This is a genomic window from Kitasatospora sp. NPDC056446 (assembly GCF_042796115.1).
GTDB lineage: Bacteria > Actinomycetota > Actinomycetes > Streptomycetales > Streptomycetaceae > Kitasatospora.
Genome location: NZ_JBHTRF010000001.1, coordinates 206,859 through 229,817 on the forward strand (window position 1 = coordinate 206,859; position 22,959 = coordinate 229,817).

The window sequence follows — 22,959 nt, forward strand, 5'->3', positions numbered from 1 at the left end:
TCAGGGTAGTTCGCGCGGCCCGGCGGGATCACGCCGGGCCGCCGTGGTCGCTCCGGTTCCCGCTCCGCTCCCGGGCGGCCCCGCCGTTCCCGCCCTTCTCCCCGGTCTCGCCGGCCGGGTGGTTGCGCTGGCCGGGGAGGGCGGGGCTGCCGGTGCGTTCGTTCTGCAGGTCCCACAACTCCCGGAACCGGCCGCCCTCCTGGGCCACCAGGTCGGCGAAGGTGCCCTCCTGGAGGACCTTTCCGTCCTCGAGGACGACGATCCGGTCGGCGACGGCCACGTTGGTGAGCCGGTGGGTGACCAGGACGACCGCCCGTTCCCGCGCGACGGCCCGCAGGTTCTGGAAGATGCGGTGTTCGGCGCGCGGGTCGAGTGCGGCGGTGGGTTCGTCGAGGACGAGGAGCCCGGCCTCGCGGTGGAAGGCGCGGGCGATGGCCAGGCGCTGCCACTGCCCGCCGGACAGTTCCTCGCCGCCCATCCACTCCACCGCCAGCAGGGTGGAGAGGCCCCGGCGGAGCTTGGCGACGACCTCGTCCGCGCCGGAGGCCTGCGCGGCGCGCATGACCGCCGCGTCGCCGTCGGGGGTGGGCTGGCCCAGGGTGATGTTCTCCCGGCAGGTCATCGGCCAGCGCGCGTAGTCCTGGGGCACGACGGCGACGTGGCGCCACAGGGCGTGCGGGTCGAGGTCGCGGGTGTCCTGGCCGTCCCACCGGGTCGAACCGCCGTCGGGCAGGTACAGGCCCGCGAGGAGTTTGGCGAGGGTGGTCTTGCCGGAGCCGTTCTCGCCGACCAGGGCGAGGATCTCGCCCCGTTCGACGTGCAGGTTCACCCCGTCCAGGGCGGTGCGCTCCGAGGACGGGTAGGCGTAGCGGAGGTTCTCCACCTCGATCCGGCGCGGGGCCTGCGGGACGGCGGTGCCGCGCTGCGGACGGTGGCCGCCGGCGGTGTCGAGGAAGGTGGACCAGTCGTCGAGGTACATGCCGGTGCGGAACAGGTCGGCGCCGTACCCGACGATGCCGCGCAGGCTGGTGCCGACGGCGGTGAGCGCGAACACGGCGGCGCCGCCGCGCGGCAGGCTCATCCGGCCGCTGCTGACGAGCCAGAGCATCGCGGCCCACACCAGGGCGGTGCCGAGGCCGGTCGCGGCGGCGCCGATCACCGAGACCCGGGCGCTCTGCCGCGCGGCCTTGCGGGAGGTGGCGTCCAGGCGCCGGCCGACCTGCTCGTACTTGTCGAGGAGGAAGCCGCCCATGGTGTCGGAGCGGACCTGGTCGGCGTTGCGCTTGAGGTGGATGTACCAGCGCAGGTTCGCCATGACCCGGCGGTCGCCGATCGCGGCCCGGTTGGCGAGGAACTGCACCCGCGCGGCGTGCACCGACGCGATGCCCTGGGGCAGCGCGGCGACCACCAGCAGCGGCAGCAGGGCGGGGTGGAGCACGGTCAGGACTCCGGCGGCGCCGACCAGCGAGGCCAGGGCGGCGATCAGGTTCTGTGCCTCGCCGACGATGTCCACGCAGACTTCGGCGCCCCGGTCGGCGGCCTCCAACTCGTCGTTGTAGCCGGCGTGGTCGTAGGCGGTGAGCTCGGCGGCGACGGTGGCCCGCAGCACCGAGGCCTCCGCCTCCCGGGAGATGCGCGGGGACAGGTGGATGGTGATGGTCCGGATCATGATGCCGAGGAGCGCGCGGGCGCCGGCCGCGGCGGCGATCACGAGGATCGACGGCGCGGCCCGGGTGAGCTTGTCGACGACCGGCTCCGGGCCGAACAGCGCCGCGATCGTGCCGGTGGCCGCGAACAGCCCGGCGGCGCCGAGGACGGCGGAGACGACCTGGCAGGCGAGCAGGACGGCCACGGAGGTGCGGTCGATCCGCCAGCCGAGGCGGAAGGCGCGGACCACGAGCATGGGCAGGCGACGGGCCATCGCGCTGACGCTGATCGCCTCGATCGTCTCGATGCGCCGGCCGTCGGCCAGCCAGCGCAGTTCCTCCTCGGCGTCGCCCGGGGGCCGGGGCTGGGGTTCGGCCTGGGGTCGAGTCGCCGAGACGGGGGGACGGGCCACGGATCCTCCAAGTAACAGGTACAGGGACAGGGACGGGGGCATGGGCGGGGCAAGCGCGTGGACGAGCACCGCGTTGGCGTGCACGGACGCCTCAAGTCGGTTATCCGACAAGTGAGTTGATGAAGTCGGCGCGATCGGGAAGGGTTCGATGATGGTGCTGTCCGGGCGCGGTGGCCAAGCGGGTTTTCCTCCGGGCGAGCCCGGGTCGAACAGGGACTTTTCGAGCAGCCCCGAGGGGTGGCCGACGGCGCCCGCCAAGCGGTCGCGCACGGTGGCCGGGCCGGGTTCAGGCGGGTCCGGACGGCTGCGAGGCGGTCGCGAACGACCTCGCGAACGACCTCGCGAACGACCTCGCGGGCGAGGCGCCGCCGCCGTGCGCAGTCGTCGCCGGATTCACCCGTTCGGCTGGTCGGGCACCGGGTGAGGTTTCGGGCGACAGTCGGTCCGCAGGCCGGCGGCGAGGGGGTGCGGGCCTCACGGCGGGCCTCACTGCGGGGCGAGCCGTGCCACGCAGCGGTGGGTCGCGCCGGCCGTGCCGGGGGTGACGCGCAGTGTCAGCGAGGTGCCGTGGTGGAGCACTTCGATGGCGGGGTCCCGGGAGATCACTTCGGTGACGGCGCGGTCCCAGGTGAGGTCGAAGGTGTCGCCGGTGCGCTTGGGGTCGGACACGCAGAGGGTGCCGGTGCCGTCCACCTCGCGGACCAGGACGCAGGCGGGGGCGGTGGCGGTGAGCGGGCCGACGGTGCCGCCGAACCAGAAGTTGACGGCCCTCAGCCCGAGCGCGGGTACCGTGACCGCCTGCTGCTTCTCGTTGTTGGCGGCGAGCTTGAGCCAGCTGTCGGTCTTCTTCGCCCGGGACTCGGCGGTGTCGGCGGTGGCGCCGGGCAGCAGGACGTAGGCGTAGTCGGAGCCTTCGGGCCTGGTCGGGGTGCCGTGTGCCAGATGGAGCGTCAGGTACTCGCGGCTGACCGGTGTGGTGGACCCGCCGTGGTTGATGTCGTGCCACGCGCCGGTGCGCTTCTCCCAGGCGGCCTGGAGGTTGACCCCGCCGATGAAGACGTAGCCGCCGTGCCCGGAGAGGTGGGCCCACCGGGTGCCGGGGAGTGTCCGCGGCGGGAAGGGCCCGGTCAGGACCGTCCCGTCGCCGGCCGTGAACGTCCGGCTGCCGTGCTCGCCGAGGTTGCGGTTCTCGACGACGGTGTCGATGAGTTCGCCGCCGGAGGCCCGGATGCCGGCGCCCAGGCACACGACGCAGTCGTCGAGGAAGAACCAGGACTTCTTCGCCTGGAGCGTGCTGTTCAGGCCCCGGATGTTCTGGCCGACCGCCGCGTACGTGCCGTCGGTGGCGCCGCCGACCCAGCGCACGCCCGGCGCGGCGTCGTGCCAGGGCCCGGGGTAGCCGTCGGCGAGCTTCTTCCTCGACACGGTGGTGCCCGGCAGTCGGTACGGGTCGACGGTGGGCCAGAACGCGTCCGCGTACTGGCCGAGCCCGTCGCCGTCGACCCAGGTGTAGAGCATGCCCTGACCGGTGTGCCAGCCGCGCAGGTTCTCCTTGTAGCCGGTCTCGTAGTACGTGATCCACTGCGAGGACATGGACACCGTCACCGTCCATTGCGGCCTGCGGTGCACGGCGCGGTCCATCGCCGGAAGGATGGTGTGGCCGACGGGTTCCTCCGCGGGCCCGGTGCCGTCGAACAGGAGCGGCTTGATCAGCGACAGCGCGTCGATGCCCAGGCCGTTCAGCGGATCCGACCAGGTGTCGCGCAGCAGCCAGCCCTTGGCCATGGCCCGCCGGCGCGCGCGGTCGGCGGCCGGCTCCGACTCGGCGAGCAGCACGATGGCGGCGATGAGCGAGTGGCCCCGGCCGTGGTCGCTGCCGCCCTGCCGGCTGATCGCGCGGCCGGAGACGTGGTCCATCACCAGTCCGTCGTGGAGGCAGGGTGCGAAGCACCGGTCGACCGCGTCGTGGACGTTCTGCCGGAGCGGGTCGGTGACGGCCCACCGCGAGCCGTCGAGCAGGGCGAACAGCCGGGCCAGGCCGTCGAGCAGGACCTGCCCGAAGGTGCCGGTGTACGGGACGTTCCCGTGCTGGATGAGCGAGCCGTCGGCGTACAGCCCGTCGCCGGACGTGACGTACGGGAACACCGGTGAGAGGGATCCCGCGCCCCGGGCGATCTTCTCGGGCTGCTCGCCCACGATGCCGCGCAGCACCAGGACCCGGCACAGGTCGACACGGTTGGCACCGGTCGACTTGTCGACCTTGGCGTCGGTGACGAAGTGGTCGACGGCGAGCCCGTACCGGTGCAGCTGCTCGGCGGCGATGTGCGGGTGCAGCAGCACGCAGGTGTCCAGGAGGTGCTGGGGGGCACCGATCTGCCAGTCCCACCAGTTCTCGGATCCGGCCGGGGTGGACGGGTTGTAGATGGCGCTGTTCAGGTGGCGCAGGCCGTACAGGACGGCGTCGAGCAGGTCGGCGGCGCCGGTGTGGCCGGTACCGGGCTGGACGAACGCCTCGGCCATGATGCGCAGGCGCCGGTAGCTCGCGCACATGCGCGAGGAGCGCGTGCGCGCGTCGTGCGTGGCGGTGAAGTCCAGGTCGGACCAGAGCGCGCCGGGCGTGCGGAGCATCGTCCCGTGGTGGGCGTGGGCCTCCTTGCCGAGGGCGGAGAGCCGGTACTTGAACGGCTGCTCGGTGGGGGAGAAGCCCCGGCCCAGCATCAGGCCGGTCCACCGGGCGCGCAGCTCGGCGTACTCGTCGGACTCGTCGGCCGGCATGGCGGGTTCCTTTCACGGGCTCGGCGGTGCGGGCGCAGCCGTGTGGGCTCGGGGCTGCGGAAGTCCGGAGTCGGGCGAGGAGAGGCGGCGGCCACAGCGCGCCCGCCGGAGCGAGGGGTACCCCGCCCGGAATCCCGGGCCGGAGGCCGCGGGTGGCGGCGGCGCTCCCGTCGTCGGGGCGCCACCGCCCACGGGCGCTGCTGAGCGTTCCCATCGTGCGACCCGGCGCGACCGGCCGCCCGGTGGATACGGCCGCGCGAGGCACGCCGCGCGGCGTCCGTGCGCGGGTGCCTACGAGGGGTGCCTACGAGTGGGTGCTTACGAGGGGTGCCTGCGAGTGGGTGTGTGCGGTCGGGGGACACCGCCGTCGACCGGAGCAAACAGGGCCCCTGGAGCGGGAGTCACGGCTGATCGAGTGACCGGCGCGGGCCGGGGCTCGGCCCGTGGGTGCTGCCCGGCAGGACCTTCACCGGGCTGACCGACCGGACGCTCGCCCGGCAGACCGCCGCGTTGCCCGCCCGGGAGACCGGGCGGGACGCCCGGACGGTACCGGTCCGGCCGGAACCGGTCGTCGAGGTCGCCTTCGACGGCCTCCGGCGCGGCCCCCGCTACCCCGGCGGGCCGGCCCGGCGGTTCGCCCAAGTGGTGTGCTACCGACGGGACAAGAGCGCCGCCGAGGCCGACACGGTGGCCTCCGTACGGGAGTCGGCCGCCGCCGAAGGCTTGTGAGGCCGTCCGCGCGGCCCGGTCCGCCGACCCGCCCGGCAAAGATCCGCGGGTTGAACGCATTGTGCCGCCATGGGGGTTCACACACAGGGGCCGAATCAGCCGTTCTCGGTCCGGCCACCGTACCCGTCCGTAAACGGACCGGCGACGGCTAGTTTGACCGTGACAACGAGAGGCGGCCGCCGGGCAGCCGGCGCCGCCCTGGCGAAAGGTGTCCGACATGCAGGTGAGCGTCGACCGGGACCGTTGCTGCAGCTCCGGCATGTGCGTGACGAACGCCCCCGAGGTCTTCGACCAGGACGACCGGGACAGTCTCGTGATGCTCCGTCAGACCGTCCTGCTGCCCGAGCAGTTCGACGACGTCAGACTCGCCTCCGAGCTCTGCCCGGGCCGGGCGATCACCGTCACCGGGGACGAGCCCGCGCGGACCGGGGCCTGACGGACCCCCGCCGACGGACCCCCGCCGCCGGCCCCGCAGGCCGCCGGGAACCCTCCCGGGCCCCGAACCCCACGAGAACACCCGCGACGTGAGGAGACCCCCGCCTTGACCACCGCACCCACGACCCCCGTCCTCCCGGTGCCGGCCCGGCACTCCGGCGGCTGCCCGTTCGGCCCGCCGCCCGCGTACTCCGAGGCCGCCGCCACCGGGCCGGTGACCAGGGCCAAGCTGCCCGACGGCGACCTCTGCTGGCTGGTCACCGGCCTCGCCGAGGTCCGCACCGTGCTGTCCGACCGCCGGTTCAGTGCCGACATCCGCCATCCGGCCTTCCCGCTGCTGGTCGCCGGCGCTCGCGAGCTGATCACCGACAACCCGGACTTCCTGCGGCTCGACGACCCCGAGCACGCCCGTCAGCGCCGCATGCTCACCGGGGAATTCCTGGTCAAGCGGGTGGAGGCGCTGCGCCCGGAGATCCAGCGGATCGTGGACGAGGCACTGGACCGGATGACCGCGGGCCGGACCACGGCCGACCTGGTCACCGACTTCGCGCTGCCGGTGCCCTCGCTGGTGATCTGCCTGCTGCTCGGCGTGCCGTACGAGGACCACGACCGCTTCCAGGGCCTGAGCCGCACGATGCTCAACCAGGAGAGCACCGTGGAGCAGCTCCGGGAGGCCCAGGAGGAGGTCCTGGGCTACCTGCGCGACCTGACGGCCCGCAAGCGCGCACAGCCGGAGGACGACGTCCTCAGCCGACTCGCGGCGCGGGACGACCTGACTCCGGAGGACGCGGCCGCCATGGGCGTGCTGCTGCTGGTCGCCGGGCACGAGACGACCGCGAACATGATCGCGCTGTCGACCGCGCTGCTGCTGGAGCACCCCGAGCAGATCCCCGGCCTGGCCGACCCGGCCACCCTGCCGGGCGCGGTGGAGGAGCTGTTGCGGCTGCTGACCATCGTGCACACCGGCCTGCCCCGGGTGGCGCTGGAGGACGTGGAGCTGGGCGGCGTCACCGTCCGGGCCGGGGAGGGCGTGATGGCGATGCTCTCCACCGCCAACCGGGACGAGGCGGCGTTCGGCGGCGCCGGCCATCGGGCGACGGACGAGCTGGACCTGTACCGGGACGCCCGGCGGCACCTGGCGTTCGGCTTCGGCGTGCACCAGTGCCTGGGCCAGCCGCTGGCCCGCGCCGAACTCCAGATCGCCCTGGAGACGCTGTTCCGCCGGCTGCCGGGGCTGCGGCCGGCCGGCGAGCGCGAGTTCCGTACCGAGTCGTTCATCTACGGGATGCGGTCACTGCCCGTGGCCTGGTGACCGGGGCCCAGTGGAGAACTCTCACCGGATCGTGTGCCGGATGCCGCGCCTGCGCAGGTAGGCGCGGCACGGGCCGTCGCATTCCCGACGCGGCCTGCGGGGTACGCCGTCGCCCCGGCGGGTACGGCTACCCGCCCTGCCCGGCCGCGGTGGCGAGTTCGTCGAGCAGCGCGGTGACGGCGGCCTCGGTGAACCGGTAGCCGCCGGCGGTCTCGGCGATGCGGCCCGAGGCGGTGCGGGAGTTCCACCACTCTTCGAGGAAGCCGGGGGCGTATCCGCCGGTGCGGAAGCCGTACTGCTCGGGGTCGAGGCCGAAGGCGATCATGAGCTCGTAGTCCGGCAGTGTGTAGGAACGCTCGCTCTGCGGAGGCGTCCTCAGGTACCGCTCGAAGGAGTCGACCCGGTTGAAGCCGGTGAACAGCCAGAACAGGTAGTCGTACATCAGCATGGAGCGCGCGTCGGCGTGCAGGGCGAAGAACCCCTTGTCGTGCACGACTGCCTCGGCGAGCGCGCGCATTCGCCGGTCCGCGTCGGGCAGGACGTCCGCGACCTCGCGGAAGGCACGTAGGAGGACCGGGGAGAAGCTGCCGTCGCGCACCGTGGCCAGGGCGTCGAGCCGGTCCTGCTCCGAGGTGTCGTAGACGGACTCGTCGACCAGGCCCCTGACGAACGCCTCGAAGTTCTCGGCGACCGGGGTGATCGCGAAGTCGTTCTCCTGGTCGACGTGCACCACGGTCGGCTCGCCGTGACTGCCGCACGCGCGGTAGTCGAGGGCGAGCATGTCGTGGCCGGCCGAGGGCATGTCGGCGAAGTAGACACCGATGTCGGGGTACTCCCACATGTCGATCCAGAACAGGCTGCCGAACTCGCCGCCGAGCGATTGCGGCCGGGTCCGCCCGATGCCCCGGATACCGGTGATCTCGATGTAGTCCTCGGCCCAGGACGTCGCCTCGGGCATGGGGAAGCAGGTCCGGGCCGGGGTGCCGCCGTTGTGCGCGGTCATCAGCGCGACGTAGGAGCCGGGCAGGCGGTACCCGCCGAGCTCGTCCTCCAACGCCTCGATCGACTCCCGCGAGGGCGGCGCCTCCTCCACGTACTCCTTGAGCGCGTACGCCGAGTCGTCCCAGAACCCGGCGACGTCGAAGCCCTCGAAGTGTCCCACCGCATCCTCCTGTGCCTACTCGTCCGGCGATTGTACGTTCGGTTCCCGGCCGACGGCGGCGTCAGGGAGCTCTCCGGGCCGGAGTACCCCGGACTGCCCGTCAAGGTGCCCGTCAAGGTCGACGCGTAGCGGGGCTCGCACCGCTCCCGTGCCGTGGTGGCCGCGGTCAGCCGCCGTGGTGGCCCGTCTGCTCCCTCCTGCGGCGGGGGAGCCGGTGGGACTCGACCGGCCGTCCGCCCGCCAGGTGCTCGGTGACGATGCGGCCGGCGGCGGCCGGGTCGACGCTCCCGTACCAGACGTCGTCCGGCTGCACGCTGGCGACGGGGGCCTGGTTGCAGGGGAACTGGCACCCCGTCTGGGTGACGAGCACGTCGTCGTCGCCGAGGCCGTGCTCGGTCAGTGCCTGGACGAGGGCGCGCAGTCCCTCCTCCGCGCCCATGGCCGTGCACCGCGGGCCGCGGCACACCAGGACCTGGTGCCGGTGGCCGGTGACGTCCTCCCAGGCCGCGGACGTGAGGCCGGGCTCCTCGCCGGTGATGGGCCTGGTCACCGCGGCCACCGCGGCGACCGCCTCCGGCGAGTCGGCGAGGCGGGTCGCGACGAGGAGTTCGGGGCGGTGGCCCGCGCGCTCACGCCACCAGTACGCGGCGATCCGCCGCAGCCAGGACTGGGCCGGGCCGGAGGCCACGAGGCGGACGCCGACCAGGACCACGCTCTCGGTGCCCGCGTCGGCCAGCCTGGTCAGCTCGGCCGACAGGGAGGGGTCCGCCTGCTGGAGGAACGCGATCGAGGCCCGGTGCGACGCGGCCGTGCGGAGGAGTTCGTCACGGCGGACGGCCTCCCCGACCGACATGCCGACCAGGAGCACGGCACTGCGGCGGGCGGGGGCGTCCGGGGCGGGGGAGGTCATGGTGTCGTCCTTTCGTGCAGCAGTCCGTTCCACCGGATGTGCGGCCTGTCGTGCCGGGGGTGCCGTTCCACGGTGACGTCGACGCCGTAGACGTGCGCGATCGTGGGCGGGGTGAGCACCTCGGAGGTGGGCCCGTGGGCGACCAGCCGGCCGTCGAGCAGGACGGCGACCTCGTCGCAGTAGGCGGCGGCGAGTTCGAGGTCGTGCAGCGCGGCCACCGTGGTGATGCCCAGCCCGCGTACGGCGCCCAGGAAGCCGAGTTGGTGGCGCAGGTCGAGGTGGTTGGTGGGCTCGTCGAGCAGGAGCACGCCGGGCTCCTGCACCAGCGCCCGGGCGAGCTGGACCCGCTGCCGCTCGCCGCCCGACAGCGTCGGCCAGGACCGGTCGAGCAGATGGCCGACGTCGGCCGCGGCGACGGCGCCGGCGAACACCGATTGCTCGTGGGCGCCGGTGGCGGAGTCCGTCGGCACGGGCCAGCGGCCGCGGTGCGGTGTGCGTCCGAGCTCGATGACCTGACGGACCGGCAGCGACAGCCGGGTGTCCGCCTGCTGCTCCATGAAGGCCACCCGCCGTGCCCGCCGGCGGGCCGTGAGCACGTGGAGGTCCTCGCCGTCCAGGAGGACCCGGCCCGCGCTCGGCCGGGTCAGTCCGGCGACCGCGCGCAGCAGGGTGGTCTTCCCGGCGCCGTTGGGCCCGAGCAGGCCCGTGATCCGGCCGGGGCGGAACGCGAGCGAGACCGCGTCCAGCAGGGTGGCTCCGCCGGCGCGCACCCGCAGTCCCTCCGCGCGCAGCTCGACGGGGGGTGTCGCCGTCACCGCGCACCCCCGTCGGCCCGTCCCTGGCGCCACAGCAGCCAGGCGAAGAAGGGCGCTCCGAGCCCGGCCGTGATGACGCCGACGGGGATCTCCCGGTCGGGGAGGACCGAGCGCGCCAGGACGTCGCTGCCCACCAGGAGGGACGCGCCGACCAGTGCCGACACGGGCAGCAGGAGGGCGTGGCGCGGGCCGCAGACGAGACGGACCACGTGCGGTACGACCAGGCCGAGGAACCCGATGACGCCGGTGTGGGCGACCAGGCACGCGGTCACCAGCGCGGCGGTGGCGACGAGGACCCAGCGGGTGCGCTCGACGTGGACGCCGAGGGAGCGGGCGGCGGTCTCGCCGAAGGCGAAGGCGTCCAGGTCGCGGGCCGAGGAGGCCAGGACCGTGACACCGACCAGCGCCACCGCCGTCAGGAAGACGGCGGTGGGCCACCGCACGCCGGCGACCGAGCCCAGCGTCCACTCCATGACACCGCGTGCCGCGTTGCGGTCCCCGAGGACCATCACGACGAACGAGGTGTAGGCCCCGCACATCTGTCCCACGGCGATGCCGGCGAGCACGGTCCGGGTGGTCGGTAGCGACCGGGTGCGCGCGCCGGCCAGTGCCAGGACGACGACGGCGGCGAGCAGGGCGCCGGCGAAGGCCGCCGTCGACACCGCGCCGGTGCCCAGGGCACCGGACACGCCGACGCCGAGGACGATCACGGTGACCGCGCCGGCGGCGGCTCCGTCCGAGATCCCGAGCAGGAAGGGATCGGCCAGGTCGTTCCCGGTCAGCGTCTGCAGCACGGCGCCGCAGACCGCGAGGCCGGCGCCGGTGGCAGCCGCTCCCAGGACCCGCGGCAGCCGCAACTGCCAGACGATCTGGTCGTCCAGCAGCGTCACCTGCGGGTCGCCCAGACCGAGACGGCGCAGCACGACGTCGATCACCGTCCCGACCGGTTCGTGCCGCGAGCCCACGGCGAGGCCGAGCAGCACGGTGGCCAGGAGCAGGGCCGCGCCGACGGCCAGGGCCGCCGGGGGGGGGGCCCCCCCCCCGGGGGCCCCCCCGGGCGGCCGCCGCGCGGGCCGGGGCGGGGGCGGCGGGGCCCGGACCGGCGGGCCGCGCGACGGCGGGGTGGGGTGCGTCGGGGTGGGGCGCGGCGGGGTGGGGCGCGGTCATGAACCCGGGTGCAGTCGGCCCAGCCCCGCGGACACCCGGGCGGCGCCGTCGGCGAGCAGGACGCCGGGGGTCGACTCCGAGAACGGCACCACCACGAAGGCCTTGCGCTGTACGGCGGTGAGCTTGCCCAGCACCGGGTCGTTCGTCAGGTAGTCGATCTTGGACTGGGCCGTGTCCCAGCCGGCGTCCGCGACCACGATGGCGTCCGGGTCCGCCGCGACGACCTTCTCCCAGCTGACGTTCTGCCAGCCGCCGGGCAGGTCCGCGAAGACGTTGCGGGCGCCCACGGCGTCCAGCACGAGCTGGGGCCCGCCGTGGCCCGCGCCGACGAACGGCGCCTTGGTGTCCGAGTCGAACCACAGGACCTTCGGGTCCTTGCCCGCGGCCGCCGCCGTGAACCCGGCGAGCTGCTGCTCCTGCTGCTGCCGGATCGCGGTGGCCCGCTCCGTGACACCGAAGACCCTGGCGACGTCGTCCAGTTCGCCCCACACCGCCTGCCAGGTCGGCGGCGGCACCTGGCTCTTGTCCGAGCAGCCGAACGGGGACAGGTACGACGGGATGCCCTGGCCGCGCAGCTCCTCCCGGGTGCCCGCGACCTTGGCGGTGAAGGCGCTGGAGTAGGAGGCGTACAGGAAGTCGGGACGGGCCGCGAGGAGCTTCTCCTTCGTCGGGTAGTCCTTGGAGAGCACCGGGACGGAGTCGTAGGCCGCCTTCCACTTCTCCGGGACGGCGTCGTCGAGGTAGGCGGTACCGGCCATCCGGGACTGCAGGCCGAGCGCCAGGGCGACCTCGGTGGCCCCCTGGTTGAGCGTCACCAGCCGGTCGGGCGGCGCGCCGACCGTCACGGTGGTCCCGCAGTTGTCCACGCTGACCGGCGCGGCGCTGCCGGTCGTCCCGCCGGAGGCGACGGGTGCGGGGGCGCCCGCGCAGGCTCCCAGCACGCCGACGGATAGCAGGGCCGCGACCGCCCGGCCGACATGTGTGCCGACACGTGTCGGACCTGTGGGACGTACAGAACGTATGGGACGTACAGAACGTATGGGACGAACTGATCGCATGGACGGCATGGATCGTAGGGATCGGACCGGATGCGGGTACGGCAGATCGCTGGGCACGTGTTCTCCAAAACCCTCGTGGAACATGTCGCGCCGTGGCCGGTCTCCTGGCTTCCGCATCGACGTGCCGCGGCCGACCTTCCCAAGCGGCTCTTCCAGCCCGCCCAGTGGTCCCGACCGCTGGGAAAGCCGGTCGGCGAGGGCCGCGGTACTCCGCGGCAACAGTGGCGAGGGCCGCACCGGACTCAGACCGGTTTCCCGTACACCACGGCGTTGGCACGCTATCAGGCACGGTCAGGCCGGTGAGGGCCAGGTCACGGGATGATCGTCTGGATCGCTCGTGGGGGGTGGCGGATGGACCGGCCTGACGGCCCGTCCGGTGCCGCCGGTCAGGTGCGCGCGTCCGGTGCGCCGGTCAGGGCCGCCGGACGGCCGCCTCGTCCAGCGACAGGGTCCGCGCGGTGGCGTCGACCGTCGCCCGCACGCCGAGCGGCAGCGGCAGGTTCGGCCCGGCGTGGCCGAACTCCACCTGCCCGAGCACCGGCAGGTCCCGGTCGCCGACCACGTCCAGCACGACCTCGCGCAGCGCCGGGACGTCCGTGCCGCAGCCGGCGGCGGCCACCTGGTGCGGCACGCCGACGACCATCCCCGCGATCCGGTCGAGCACCCCGGCGAGGCGCAGCACGTGCAGGTCGTGCCAGAGGGCCGACAGCGGGCGGTCCACCTCCTCCCAGAAGAGCAGCGCGCCGTCGAAGCGCTCGGCCGGCAGGGCGAAGGGTGTCGCCTGAAGGGCCACCAGGCGGCCGAGCAGCCCGCCGATCAGCGGTCCGCTCGCCCGCCCGGCCCGCCAGCACTCCCAGGAGGCGGAGGCCGGCAGCGGCCCGAGCGGCTCGGCCGCCGACAGCAGCCGGCCGTAGACCCCGGCGAGCTCCGCCCGGCGGGCGGCCGTGGCCGCGCTCTGCCAGGAGCCGCCCAGGCCGTAGGTCGCCATGTCGCCGTGTATGCCGACCAGCCCCGTCCTGCCGAACAGTGCCAGGTGGACCAGTGAGAGGTCGCTGCAGCCCAGGAACGGCTTGGGGTCGGCCCGTACCGCGTCCATGTCCAGCAGGTCCAGGTAGCCGACCGCGGCCTGGCCGCCGGTGTGGGCCACGATCGCCCGGACCTCGGGGTCGCGCAGCAGGCCGTTGAACTCCGCGGCCTGCTCGGCCGGTGACCCGGCGGCCCACCAGCGCCGACGGCCGCCGCTCGTGGCCGGGGTGCGGTGCACCCGGAACCCCCACTCCCGCAGCTCCGCCACTCCACGGGCCAGCAGCGCCGCGGCGTCGTCCTCCAGCGGCCCGGACGGCGCCGACACGACGACCAGGTCGCCGGGCGCCAGCGCGCGCGGCCGGAGCGGGCCGTCCTGCCGTCCGGTAAATTCGAACGCGTTGTCGATTGCCGTCATGCGGCCTGTCTACCAGACGGGTCCGACAGTCGGGTGCGGCAGCCGGACCCGGGCCCGGTGTCCGCCGCGTGCCCCGGGCGCATCGGGCGGTGCCGTCGGCGCGGTCGGGAAGCACGCGGGAGCCGAGGGGTCAGCGTGCCGTGGGGAAGGCGGCGCGCAGCGCGGATCCCCGGGTGACGAACGCGACCCGGATGACGGGCAGCACGCAGACCGCCTGCATCACGGCGTACCAGAGCGGGCAGACACCCGGGATCAGATCGACGCCGACGATCGCGATCGGCATGATGACGGCGAGGGCGCTCACGCGATCGAAGGCCCGTCGGGATCCCCGGGAGGCGGAGACGGTGATCCGGTGGATCAGCACGGCGACCACGGGCAGCAGGGCTGCCCGGACCCACATGAACGTGTTCACCGTGTGACCGCCGGACACCGCGACGACCGCGACGACCGCGAGGAGGGCGACGGCGCTGAGCGCGCCGTAGATCTTGACACTGTTCTTCACCGTGTCGAAGGCTTCCTGGGTGCGGGGGCTGTCGAGGAGTGCCGTCCCGGCCGTGTTCTCGTTGGTTTCCATGCTCACCGACGTTAGGAAGCGCCGGGCCGACGCGGTATCCGGCTGGACCCACGGGTGGGTGGGGGTAGCCCCACTCCCCGGCCGACCACGGCCTCGGCGGGCTCCGCGCGGTGCACAGTGGGAGCACCGGACGGAAAGCGAAGGAAGAGTCATGAGACAGCTGGGTTCGTGGGCGGCGCGCGTCGGCGTGGGGTTCGTACGGGCGTGCGTCGTGGCGGCCGTCAGCATGCTGGTCCCGGCCGTGTGGGCCGCCGCCGTGGCGCTGGGGATCTGGTGGGGCGCGGGAAACCCGTGGTCGTGGCTGGCGCCGGTCGTGCTGGTGAGCGTGGGCACGCTCGCCCTGTCCCGCCCGGTCTGCCGGATGGTCCGCTTCCTCGTCGCGAGGTGGACGGCCACCGTCATCCCCGCCGGATACCGGCAGGCCGGGCCGGTGACGCGGATGTCAACCGGGTACTGGTGGAACGGCTTCGGCTACGAGCGCACCCGCCGCGACGCCCTCATGGACCAGAAGTGGCGGGTCCGGTGGAGCGACCCCGCCAACTGGCGCGACCTGCGGTTCACGGCCGTCGCGCCGCTCACCGCGGGCCTGGTCGCCGCCCTCCCGCCGGCCGGGGTGGCCGCAGCGGCCCTCGGGCTCGCCCGGCCGGAGCCCGCCGCGCGCCTCGCCGCACTGCTCGGCCTGGTCGTGGCCGTCGCCGGCGCCCCGTACGCCTGGCGGTGTGTCGAGCCGGTGGCCGTCCGCTTCCTGCGCCCGTCACCCGCGATGGCGCTGGCGGACCGGGTGGACGAACTGACCGCCCAGCGCGCGGATGCGACGGTCGCCCAGGCCGCCGAGATCCGCCGGATCGAGCGGGACCTGCACGACGGGGCGCAGGCCCGCCTGGTCGGGCTCGGGCTCTCGCTGGCGACCGCGGAGAAGCTGATGGAAACCAACCCGGACCAGGCCAGGACGCTGATGCGGGACGCGCGGGCCGCTGCCACCGCGTCACTGACCGAACTCCGCGACCTGGTCCAGGGAATCAACCCGCCCGTGCTGAGCGACCGCGGGCTCGTCGACGCCGTCCGCGCCCTCGCCCTGGACAGCCCGCTCGAAACGGCCGTCAGCGCGGACCTCCGCCTCAGCCTGGACCCGCCGATCGAGTCCGCCATGTACTTCGCCGTCGCCGAACTGCTGACCAACGCGGTCAAGCACGCCCGCGCGACCCGGGCCCGGATCTCCGTCACCCAGGACGACACCGGCCTCGTCATCGACGTCGAGGACGACGGCCGCGGCGGAGCCGGCCTGCGAGCCGACGGCGGACTCGCGGGGCTGCGCCGCCGCCTCGCGGTCTTCGACGCCACCCTGGAGATCACCAGCCCGGCAGGCGGCCCGACCCGGGTGAGGATGATGGTGCCATGCGAATCGTAGTAGCCGAAGACCTCTACCTCCTGCGCGACGGAATGGTCCGCCTCATCGAGGCGTACGGGCACCAGGTGGTGGCGACCGCGGCCACCGGCCCCGAAACGCTGGAGGCGCTGCTGACGTGGCGGCCGGACGTTGCCGTCGTCGACGTCCGCATGCCACCGACCCAGTCGGACGAGGGACTGCGGGCGGTTCTCGCCGCCCGCGCCGAACTGCCCGGACTGCCGGTCCTCATCCTCTCCCAGTACGTCGAGCAGCTGTACGCCCGCGAGCTCCTGGCCGACGGCGCCGGTGGCATCGGCTACTTCCTCAAGGAGAGCGTCTTCGACGGCGATCAGTTCATCGACGCCCTGGAACGCGTCGCCGCCGGCGGGACGGCCATGGACCCGGCCGTCATCACCAAGCTCCTGTCCAACGGATCGTCGAACCGACGGCTCGAACGGCTCACCGAACGCGAACACTCCGTGCTCGGCCTCATGGCCGAAGGACTGTCCAACCAGGCCATCGGCCAACGGCTCTTCCTCAGCGAAAGCGCCATCAGCAAGTACACCACCTCCCTGTTCGGCAAACTCGGGGTCACCGACGACGACAACAGCAACCGCCGCGTCCTCGCCGTTCTCACCTACCTGAACAACCCCTGACGCGCCTCGGCCCGACCGCGGGTCGGTGTTCCACCGGTGGAAGCCCGCGGTGCCTGTTCCTTCGTCGGGCACTATCGGGCCCCCGGGGACCCGGGATCGACGGATGCGGTACGGGAATCCGGCGATCCGATGACGGCGGCGAACTCCGCTGGGATGCTGGGACCTTGGCCCGACCACCGCACCGACCCGGGGAGCCACCCATGCCGCTGTTCGGCAACCGCAAGAACCTTCCGAAGCCGCTCTGCGACGAGCACGGCCCGTGCAAGGCGCTGGCCGCGATATCGGTCTTCGAGGTCCGGCCCCGGCTGCGGCTGCTGGTCACCCCGGTCCGCGCCCTCGGCCCCGACCCGATGGCCCGGCAGATCGACGACGAGCTGTCGCTCGTCCTGTGCGTGGACGCCGGGAAGAAGGGCGGGAAGACCGAGGCCCTGCTCATCGCCGAGCACTCCGCCGACCAGTGGAGCGTCAGCCGGGCCGAGCTCTGGGAGCGGGCCTTCGCCAACCTGGCCGGCGAGCCGCTCAACCGGCAGTCCTTCAACGCCTCGAACGGCGACGTCCTCCACACCGTCAACGGAACGGGGGCGTGGCCCGGCGCCGCCCAGGCCCTGCGCCTGGAGAACGCCCTGGGCGGGGTCGAGCTGCCCCACGGCGCCCTGGTCACCCTCCCGACGAACAACGCGTTCTGCGCGACGCCGATCCGCAGCAGCTCGTCACTGAACGCGATCCGCTTCATGATCGACCTGTCGAAGCAGCTCCAGACGAACGACCCGGCGCCGCTGACCTCGTCGATCTTCTGGTACCGGGACGGCCGGCTGGAGAACCTGAACGTCGGGGACAACGGCATGATGCGGCCGTCCGCCCGCTTCCGGGACATGATGGACGGCCTCCCCGCCGCGTGACCCCCCGGGCGCTGCCGCCGCACGGGTTCGGCCCGGTGTCACAGCCGGGCGTGCGAGCCGATGTCGGCGCGGAACGCCTCGACCATGGCGGCCGTCACCGTCGGGCGGCTCGCGCCGATCGCGGCGAGGTGGTCCGCGGTGGTCGCCCCCGGTACGGCGTCGTCCCGTTCGAACGCGGTCTGGGCCGCCAGGCGCGCGGCGTGCTCGATGTCGGCGGGGGAGAAGCGCTCGCTCGCGGCGACCAGCGCGGGGACGTCCACGTCGACCCGGTCGGTGCCCAGCGCGTGACGCGACCAGATCGCCGCGCGGGCGCCCGGGTCGGGCGGGCCGATCGGGATGACGTAGTCGAACCGGCCGGTGCGCAGGAACGCCGGGTCGAGCGAGCGGACGGAGTTGGTCGCGCAGACCAGCAGCCGGCCGTCACGTTCACGGAACCCGGGGATCAGCTTGAGCAGTTCGTTGGTCACCCCGTGCATCGCCCCGGTCCGGCCGGCCTCGCCGCGCACCGGGGCGATCTCCTCCACCTCGTCGATGAAGACCAGCACCCGCTCCAGCTCGCCGATCCGCGCGAACGCGCTGCGCAGCGCGGCGGCGAGATTGCCCTCGTCGGCGAGGCGGGAGGGCAGCAGTTCGACGAACGGCCAGCCCAGCCGGGAGGCGATCGCCCGGGCGAAGGTCGTCTTGCCGGTGCCCGGCGGGCCGAACAGGGTGATCGCGCGCGGCGGCCGGACCCCGTGCCGGGCCGCGCGCTCCGGCTCGGCGAGCGGCAGCACGATCCGGCGCTCGATCAGCTCCTTCTCGGCGGTCATCCCGGCGACCCGGTCCCACAGGTCACCGCCGAGCAGCCGCCCGCCGAGCTCGTCCAGGGTGCCGGTGGCGGGGCCCGCGGCGGGCTCGGTCTTCTCGAAGTACGCGGCGGCCGGGCGCCGTTCGTAGCCGGCGTTGTGCAGCCCCTCGCCGAGCAGCTCCTCCTCCGGGAGCACATAGGCGATCCGCCGCACCCGCGCTTCGACCAGCCGTCGCTCCAACTCCCGCAGCAGCGCACTGGCCAGGCCCCGCCCGCGCCAGGCCGGGGCGATCGCCACCCGCATCACCCACGCCCGCTCGCCCGCCCCCGCCACCTGCGCCAGCGCGGCCCCGATCGGCACGCCGTCGTGCACCGCGACGACGGCGGGCTCGCGCGCGGTCAGCGCGGCGATGCACTCGGCGAGCGAGAACACGGACTCCTGCCCGAGCCCGGCGGTGCTGTCGATCAGATGGACGACGGCTGCGAGGTCGTCCTCGCGGTAGTCGTGGATCAGCCAGTTCACGGGTGTCGCTCCTGAGGTCGCCGGTCTTCGCCCGCCGGTCTTCGATTGCCGTACGGCGATTGCCGGTCTCCGGTCGTGCGGGTTCCGGCGAAGGTAGGCGCAGCGGGCCTGACCGGTCGCGCGCCGCCCGGGACAACGCGGCGTGGACGAACCGTACGGGACGGCGTCTTGCCCCGGTGCGCCCCGGTACACCCCGGCGCGGTCCCCCGCCTTCCCCGCCGTATGTGTGCGGCAGTGCGAAAGTACCTGTCATGACCTATGCCGTGGATTTCGCCACCGTCTCGACCGTCGGCCTGGAGTCGTCGCCCGTCGCGGACGCGCTGGCCGGCCTGCGGGCCAACGAGGCCCGCTACTTCAAGACCAAGTACGACCACGTCTTCACGGTGGAGCCCGCCGCCGACGCCGCGGACGTCGTCGACTGGGTGCACCGGATCCTCCGGGAGGAGCGCGGGATCGTCATCGCGTCCCGGCCGCTGGAGGCCACCGGCTTCCAGGTCGGGGACATCCGGATGGCCTACGTCTTCTACGAGAGCGGTCTGTCGGTCAACGTGATGTACACCGTCGCCGACGCCGGGAAGCGGGCGGTCGGGTTCAAGCTCTCGGACGGGATGGAGGTCCCGGAGGAACTCGCCTCGCGGTTCAAGTTCGCCCGCCAGAAGTCGAAGCTCGCCGGGACCATTCGGGGGTCCTTCTTCGTCATCAAGAACGAGTACTGAGCCCACCGAAAGACCGAGTGAAGGAGACAAGGGCGTTGGCCACGAAGACAGTTGCGATCTTCTCCCTGGGCGGCACCATCGCCATGACCACCGACCCCGCCACCGGCGGGGTCGTGCCGGCGCTGTCCGCCCACGACCTGCTCGCCGCCGTGCCCGCGCTGCAGGGGCTCGACGTGGAGCTGCGCGTCCACGACTTCCGGCGGCTGCCCGGCGCGTCCCTCGGCTTCGACGACCTGCGCGCGCTCGCCGACGCCCTCGCCGAGGCCTTCCGGGCCGGGTGCGACGGCGCGGTGGTCACCCAGGGCACCGACACCATCGAGGAGACCGCCTACCTGCTCGACCTGCTGCACCCCGGCGACCAGCCGGTCGTCGTCACCGGCGCGATGCGCAACCCCACCCTCCCCGGCGCCGACGGCCCGGCGAACGTCTTCGCGGCCGTCGTCGCCGCCGCGGCCCCGGAGCTGAGCGGCGCCGGCGCGGTGGTCGTACTCGGCGACGAGGTCCACGCGGCCCGGCACGTCCGCAAGTCCCACAGCACCAGCCCCGCCGCGTTCACGTCCCCGGCCGCCGGGCCCCTCGGGCGCCTCTACGAGGGCCGCGTCCACCTGCACGGCCCGCTCGCCGCCCGGACGGTCTTCGCCGACCCGTCGACCGGTGCCCCGGCCCGGGTCGGCCTGTACACCGCGACCCTCGGCGACGACGGGACCCTCCTCGCCGCGATGGCCGACGCGTGCGACGGGCTCGTCCTGGCCGCGTTCGGAGTCGGCCACGTCCCCGAGAGCTTCGTCGGCGTCCTGGACCGGGCCGCCTCGCGGATCCCCGTCGTCCTCGCCGGCCGGATCGGCAACGGCCCCGTCCTGGAACGGACGTACGGCTTCCCCGGCTCGGAGCGGGACCTGCTGGCGCGCGGCCTGATCCGGGGCGGCCACCTCGACCCGTACAAGGCCCGCCTGCTGCTGCACGTCCTGCTCGCCCAGGGCCGCAAGCCCGACGAGATCACCGCCGCCTTCGCCACCGCGGCCCACTGACACCCGCCCGGCCCGGCCTCGCCCCTCCCAGCGGATCAGGGTCAGGGCAGGGGGCCGGGTCAGGGCCGGGGTCAGGGGTTGGGGGCGTCCCAGACGCCGGCGAACATCTGCTGGAGCTGGTCCTCGGCGATCGGTTGTTCGGGGAGCGGGTGCTGGGCCGGGGTGCGGAAGCCGTCGAGGAGGAGGGCGAGGTGGCGGCGCCAGAGGCCCGGGCGGAGGTCCTCGGCGGCGGGGACGGCGCGGCACAGCGGGCCGAGCATGAAGAGCAGGTCCATGGTGGTGACGTCGGTGCGCATGGTGCCCTGCTGCTGGGCCCTGGCGACCAGTCGGCCGACGGTGGCGGCGTTGTGCCGGCTCATCTCGGCGAGTTTCGGCACGGTCGGGACGGCGGCGGTGACCAGGTCGTTGACGGCCCGGTTCTCGGCGACCAGGGCGAAGATCCGGGTGAAGTAGCCCTCGACGGCGAGGAAGGCGTCCTCGGTGGCGAGGGCTTCCTCGCCGGCTTCGACGATGAGGTCGGCCGCCGAGGCGAAGACCTCGCCGATCAGTGCCTCGCGGGTGGGGAAGTGCCGGTAGAGGGTGGCGTTGCCGACGCCGGCCCGGCGGGCGATGAGGTCGATCGGCGCGTCGAGGCCGAGTTCGGCGAAGACGTCGAGCGCGGCCGCGAGCAGGGCGTCGCGGTTGCGCTGGGCGTCCCGCCGCAGTGGTGGGCGGCTCGATCGCTGGGTCATGGGTCGATCCTACGGGCCCCGGCCCGGCCGGGGGCCCGACCCGCGGCCCAATCGGGGAGCACTCCCCGCTTCCTGCTAGGGTGCCGATCGTAAAGCGGGGAGTCCTCCCCGATTCTGCGTGAGACCTCGGAGGAGGTGCCGTGACCAACCGCACCGCGAGCACCCGTACGGGCGGCCGCACGGCCCCGGAAGGGCGCGCCGTACGGGCCGCCGACTGGGCCGACGGCCGCCTGGGTATCCACACCCTGGCCAGGGCGAACCTGCGCAAGATCTTCCCGGACCACTGGTCCTTCATGCTGGGCGAGATCTGCCTCTACACCTTCGTCATCATCATCCTGACCGGCGTCTACCTGACGCTGTTCTTCAAGCCGTCGATGGCCGAAGTGGTCTACGACGGCTCGTACGTGCCGCTCAAGGGCATCGCGATGTCGGAGGCCTACGCCTCCACGGTCGACATCAGCTTCGAGGTGCGCGGCGGTCTGCTGATCCGCCAGATCCACCACTGGGCCGCGGTCGTGTTCGTCGCGGCGATGTTCGTGCACATGATGCGGGTGTTCTTCACCGGCGCGTTCCGCAAGCCGCGTGAGATCAACTGGGTCTTCGGCTTCCTGCTGCTCTTCCTCGGCATGCTGGACGGCTTCTTCGGCTACTCGCTCCCCGACGACCTGCTGTCCGGTACCGGCATCCGCTTCATCGAGGGCGTCGTGCTCGCGTTGCCGCTGGTGGGCACGTACATCCAGATGTTCCTGTTCGGGGGCGAGTTCCCCGGCCACGACATCGTGCCGCGCTTCTTCACCATCCACGTACTGCTCGTCCCGGGCATCATGCTCGGCCTGCTGGTGGCGCACCTGATCCTGGTCTTCTACCACAAGCACACCCAGTGGGCGGGCCCGGGCAGGACCGAGAAGAACGTCGTCGGCATGCCGCTGATGCCGGTCTACATGGCCAAGGCCGGCGGCTTCTTCTTCCTGGTCTTCGGCATCGTGGCGCTGATGTCCGCGATCGCCACCATCAACCCGATCTGGTCCTACGGCCCGTACCGCCCCGACCAGGTGTCCACCGACGCCCAGCCGGACTGGTACATGGGCTTCGCCGAGGGGCTGATCCGGGTCATGCCGGGCTGGGAGGTCGGCCTGTGGGGGCACACCCTGAACCTGGGGGTGCTGATCCCGTTCACGCTCTTCCCGCTGATCCTCGGTGCGATCGCCGTCTACCCGTTCGTCGAGGGCTGGGTCTCCGCGGACCGCCGCGAGCACCACCTGCTCGACCGTCCGCGCAACGCCCCGGTGCGCACCGCGCTGGGCGCCGCCTGGATCTCGCTGTACCTGGTGATGCTGGCCGGCGGCGGCAACGACCTGTTCGCCACCCACCTGCACCTGTCGCTGAACACCATCACCTACGCCGTACGGGCCGGCTTCTTCGTCGTCCCGGTGGCCACCTTCGTCATCACCAAGCGCTGGTGCCTCGGCCTCCAGCGCCGCGACCGGGAGAAGGTGCTGCACGGCCGCGAATCGGGCGTCATCAGGCGGCTGCCGCACGGCGAGTTCGTCGAGGTCCACACGCCGCTGTCCGCAGCGGAGCTGCACCGGCTGACCGCCCACGAGCAGCCCCGGCCGCTGGAGCTGCCGGCCGGTACGGACGGGAACGGCGTCGCCCGCAAGGCCGGCCCGCTCGCCCGCACCCGGGTCCGGCTGTCCCGCGCCCTGTACGGCGACGGCGCCCGGATCGCCAAGCCCACCGGCGAGGAGTACCGCGAACTCGCCGACCGGCACGGGCACTGACCACCCGGAGGAAC

The 22,959-nt window shown here is 73.4% G+C and carries 20 protein-coding genes and 1 riboswitch; of the genes, 9 read left to right on the forward strand and 11 right to left on the reverse strand.

Annotated elements, in window-relative coordinates; all coding sequences use genetic code 11:
- Positions 1-28 precede the first annotated feature (28 nt).
- Both ACFQ6N_RS01025 and ACFQ6N_RS01030 read right to left on the reverse strand, forming a co-directional pair.
- The gene (locus ACFQ6N_RS01025) at positions 29-2,059 is read right to left on the reverse strand and encodes an ABC transporter ATP-binding protein (protein WP_380646002.1); all 2,031 of its coding nucleotides are present in this window, start codon (positions 2,057-2,059) and stop codon (positions 29-31) included.
- 486 nt (positions 2,060-2,545) lie between these two features.
- Positions 2,546-4,834, reverse strand: coding sequence for a polysaccharide lyase 8 family protein (locus tag ACFQ6N_RS01030; protein ID WP_380646004.1), 2,289 nt, complete (start codon positions 4,832-4,834; stop codon positions 2,546-2,548).
- 447 nt (positions 4,835-5,281) lie between these two features.
- Between ACFQ6N_RS01030 and ACFQ6N_RS01035 the strand changes: the two genes are divergently transcribed.
- From ACFQ6N_RS01035 to ACFQ6N_RS01045, 3 genes are all read left to right on the forward strand, one after another.
- Positions 5,282-5,563, forward strand: coding sequence for a hypothetical protein (locus ACFQ6N_RS01035; RefSeq protein ID WP_380646005.1), 282 nt, complete (start codon positions 5,282-5,284; stop codon positions 5,561-5,563).
- A gap of 217 nt (positions 5,564-5,780) precedes the next feature.
- The gene (locus ACFQ6N_RS01040) at positions 5,781-5,999 is read left to right on the forward strand and encodes a ferredoxin (RefSeq protein ID WP_380646006.1); all 219 of its coding nucleotides are present in this window, start codon (positions 5,781-5,783) and stop codon (positions 5,997-5,999) included.
- A gap of 105 nt (positions 6,000-6,104) precedes the next feature.
- On the forward strand, positions 6,105-7,310 hold the full coding sequence (locus tag ACFQ6N_RS01045; protein ID WP_380646007.1) for a cytochrome P450: 1,206 nt from the start codon (positions 6,105-6,107) through the stop codon (positions 7,308-7,310).
- Between the two features lie 127 nt (positions 7,311-7,437).
- On the opposite strand, the gene ACFQ6N_RS01050 is transcribed toward ACFQ6N_RS01045, so the two are convergent.
- From ACFQ6N_RS01050 to ACFQ6N_RS01080, 7 genes are all read right to left on the reverse strand, one after another.
- Complete coding sequence (locus ACFQ6N_RS01050; RefSeq protein WP_380646008.1) at positions 7,438-8,472, reverse strand: SMI1/KNR4 family protein; 1,035 nt, start codon at positions 8,470-8,472, stop codon at positions 7,438-7,440.
- A gap of 166 nt (positions 8,473-8,638) precedes the next feature.
- Positions 8,639-9,382 carry a ferredoxin gene (locus tag ACFQ6N_RS01055; RefSeq protein WP_380646009.1) on the reverse strand — a complete coding sequence of 248 codons (744 nt, stop codon included), beginning with the start codon at positions 9,380-9,382 and terminating at the stop codon, positions 8,639-8,641.
- Complete coding sequence (locus ACFQ6N_RS01060; RefSeq protein ID WP_380646010.1) at positions 9,379-10,197, reverse strand: ABC transporter ATP-binding protein; 819 nt, start codon at positions 10,195-10,197, stop codon at positions 9,379-9,381. Before ACFQ6N_RS01060 ends, ACFQ6N_RS01055 begins: the two co-directional genes overlap by 4 nt.
- Positions 10,194-11,180: a FecCD family ABC transporter permease gene (locus tag ACFQ6N_RS01065; protein ID WP_380646011.1), complete on the reverse strand. Its 987-nt coding sequence runs from the start codon at positions 11,178-11,180 to the stop codon at positions 10,194-10,196. The genes ACFQ6N_RS01060 and ACFQ6N_RS01065 overlap by 4 nt, the downstream gene beginning before the upstream one ends.
- Positions 11,181-11,360: 180 nt before the next feature.
- A complete protein-coding gene (locus ACFQ6N_RS01070) occupies positions 11,361-12,305 on the reverse strand; it encodes an ABC transporter substrate-binding protein (RefSeq protein WP_380646012.1) in 945 nt (314 codons plus the stop codon).
- 193 nt (positions 12,306-12,498) lie between these two features.
- A riboswitch (cobalamin riboswitch) is annotated at positions 12,499-12,704 on the reverse strand.
- A 130-nt stretch (positions 12,705-12,834) separates the two neighbouring features.
- On the reverse strand, positions 12,835-13,863 hold the full coding sequence (locus ACFQ6N_RS01075; RefSeq protein WP_380646013.1) for an LD-carboxypeptidase: 1,029 nt from the start codon (positions 13,861-13,863) through the stop codon (positions 12,835-12,837).
- A gap of 130 nt (positions 13,864-13,993) precedes the next feature.
- Positions 13,994-14,437: a hypothetical protein gene (locus ACFQ6N_RS01080; RefSeq protein WP_380646014.1), complete on the reverse strand. Its 444-nt coding sequence runs from the start codon at positions 14,435-14,437 to the stop codon at positions 13,994-13,996.
- Between the two features lie 151 nt (positions 14,438-14,588).
- Here ACFQ6N_RS01080 and ACFQ6N_RS01085 point away from each other — a divergent pair, with 151 nt between their 5' ends.
- From ACFQ6N_RS01085 to ACFQ6N_RS01095, 3 genes are all read left to right on the forward strand, one after another.
- A complete protein-coding gene (locus tag ACFQ6N_RS01085; protein WP_380646016.1) occupies positions 14,589-15,845 on the forward strand; it encodes a sensor histidine kinase in 1,257 nt (418 codons plus the stop codon).
- Positions 15,833-16,480: a LuxR C-terminal-related transcriptional regulator gene (locus ACFQ6N_RS01090; protein ID WP_380646017.1), complete on the forward strand. Its 648-nt coding sequence runs from the start codon at positions 15,833-15,835 to the stop codon at positions 16,478-16,480. Before ACFQ6N_RS01085 ends, ACFQ6N_RS01090 begins: the two co-directional genes overlap by 13 nt.
- A 200-nt stretch (positions 16,481-16,680) precedes the next feature.
- Positions 16,681-17,379 carry a hypothetical protein gene (locus ACFQ6N_RS01095; protein WP_380646018.1) on the forward strand — a complete coding sequence of 233 codons (699 nt, stop codon included), beginning with the start codon at positions 16,681-16,683 and terminating at the stop codon, positions 17,377-17,379.
- A gap of 38 nt (positions 17,380-17,417) precedes the next feature.
- Here the strand turns inward: ACFQ6N_RS01095 and ACFQ6N_RS01100 are convergent, their stop codons facing one another.
- A complete protein-coding gene (locus tag ACFQ6N_RS01100; protein ID WP_380646019.1) occupies positions 17,418-18,689 on the reverse strand; it encodes an ATP-binding protein in 1,272 nt (423 codons plus the stop codon).
- Positions 18,690-18,940: 251 nt separating this feature from the next.
- On the opposite strand from ACFQ6N_RS01100, the gene ACFQ6N_RS01105 reads away from it, so the two are divergent.
- Both ACFQ6N_RS01105 and ACFQ6N_RS01110 read left to right on the forward strand, forming a co-directional pair.
- Complete coding sequence (locus ACFQ6N_RS01105) at positions 18,941-19,405, forward strand: phage tail protein (protein WP_380646020.1); 465 nt, start codon at positions 18,941-18,943, stop codon at positions 19,403-19,405.
- Positions 19,406-19,440: 35 nt separating this feature from the next.
- Positions 19,441-20,433 (forward strand): asparaginase, encoded by a 993-nt coding sequence (locus tag ACFQ6N_RS01110; protein WP_380646021.1) that lies wholly within the window; start codon positions 19,441-19,443, stop codon positions 20,431-20,433.
- 71 nt (positions 20,434-20,504) lie between these two features.
- On the opposite strand, the gene ACFQ6N_RS01115 is transcribed toward ACFQ6N_RS01110, so the two are convergent.
- Complete coding sequence (locus ACFQ6N_RS01115; protein ID WP_380646022.1) at positions 20,505-21,164, reverse strand: TetR/AcrR family transcriptional regulator; 660 nt, start codon at positions 21,162-21,164, stop codon at positions 20,505-20,507.
- A gap of 140 nt (positions 21,165-21,304) precedes the next feature.
- On the opposite strand from ACFQ6N_RS01115, the gene ACFQ6N_RS01120 reads away from it, so the two are divergent.
- On the forward strand, positions 21,305-22,945 hold the full coding sequence (locus tag ACFQ6N_RS01120; protein ID WP_380646023.1) for a cytochrome bc complex cytochrome b subunit: 1,641 nt from the start codon (positions 21,305-21,307) through the stop codon (positions 22,943-22,945).
- The last annotated feature ends 14 nt before the right edge of the window (positions 22,946-22,959 follow it).

Excerpts from the sequence above, each read along its gene's own strand:
- ACFQ6N_RS01080 (WP_380646014.1), bottom strand. The coding sequence starts at position 14,437 with ATGGAAACCAACGAGAACACGGCCGGGACGGCACTCCTCGACAGCCCC.
- ACFQ6N_RS01055 (WP_380646009.1), bottom strand. The coding sequence starts at position 9,382 with ATGACCTCCCCCGCCCCGGACGCCCCCGCCCGCCGCAGTGCCGTGCTC.
- ACFQ6N_RS01030 (WP_380646004.1), bottom strand. The coding sequence starts at position 4,834 with ATGCCGGCCGACGAGTCCGACGAGTACGCCGAGCTGCGCGCCCGGTGG.
- ACFQ6N_RS01075 (WP_380646013.1), bottom strand. The coding sequence starts at position 13,863 with ATGACGGCAATCGACAACGCGTTCGAATTTACCGGACGGCAGGACGGC.
- ACFQ6N_RS01040 (WP_380646006.1), top strand. The coding sequence starts at position 5,781 with ATGCAGGTGAGCGTCGACCGGGACCGTTGCTGCAGCTCCGGCATGTGC.
- ACFQ6N_RS01095 (WP_380646018.1), top strand. The coding sequence starts at position 16,681 with ATGCCGCTGTTCGGCAACCGCAAGAACCTTCCGAAGCCGCTCTGCGAC.
- ACFQ6N_RS01090 (WP_380646017.1), top strand. The coding sequence starts at position 15,833 with ATGCGAATCGTAGTAGCCGAAGACCTCTACCTCCTGCGCGACGGAATG.
- ACFQ6N_RS01105 (WP_380646020.1), top strand. The coding sequence starts at position 18,941 with ATGACCTATGCCGTGGATTTCGCCACCGTCTCGACCGTCGGCCTGGAG.
- ACFQ6N_RS01115 (WP_380646022.1), bottom strand. The coding sequence starts at position 21,164 with ATGACCCAGCGATCGAGCCGCCCACCACTGCGGCGGGACGCCCAGCGC.
- ACFQ6N_RS01085 (WP_380646016.1), top strand. The coding sequence starts at position 14,589 with ATGAGACAGCTGGGTTCGTGGGCGGCGCGCGTCGGCGTGGGGTTCGTA.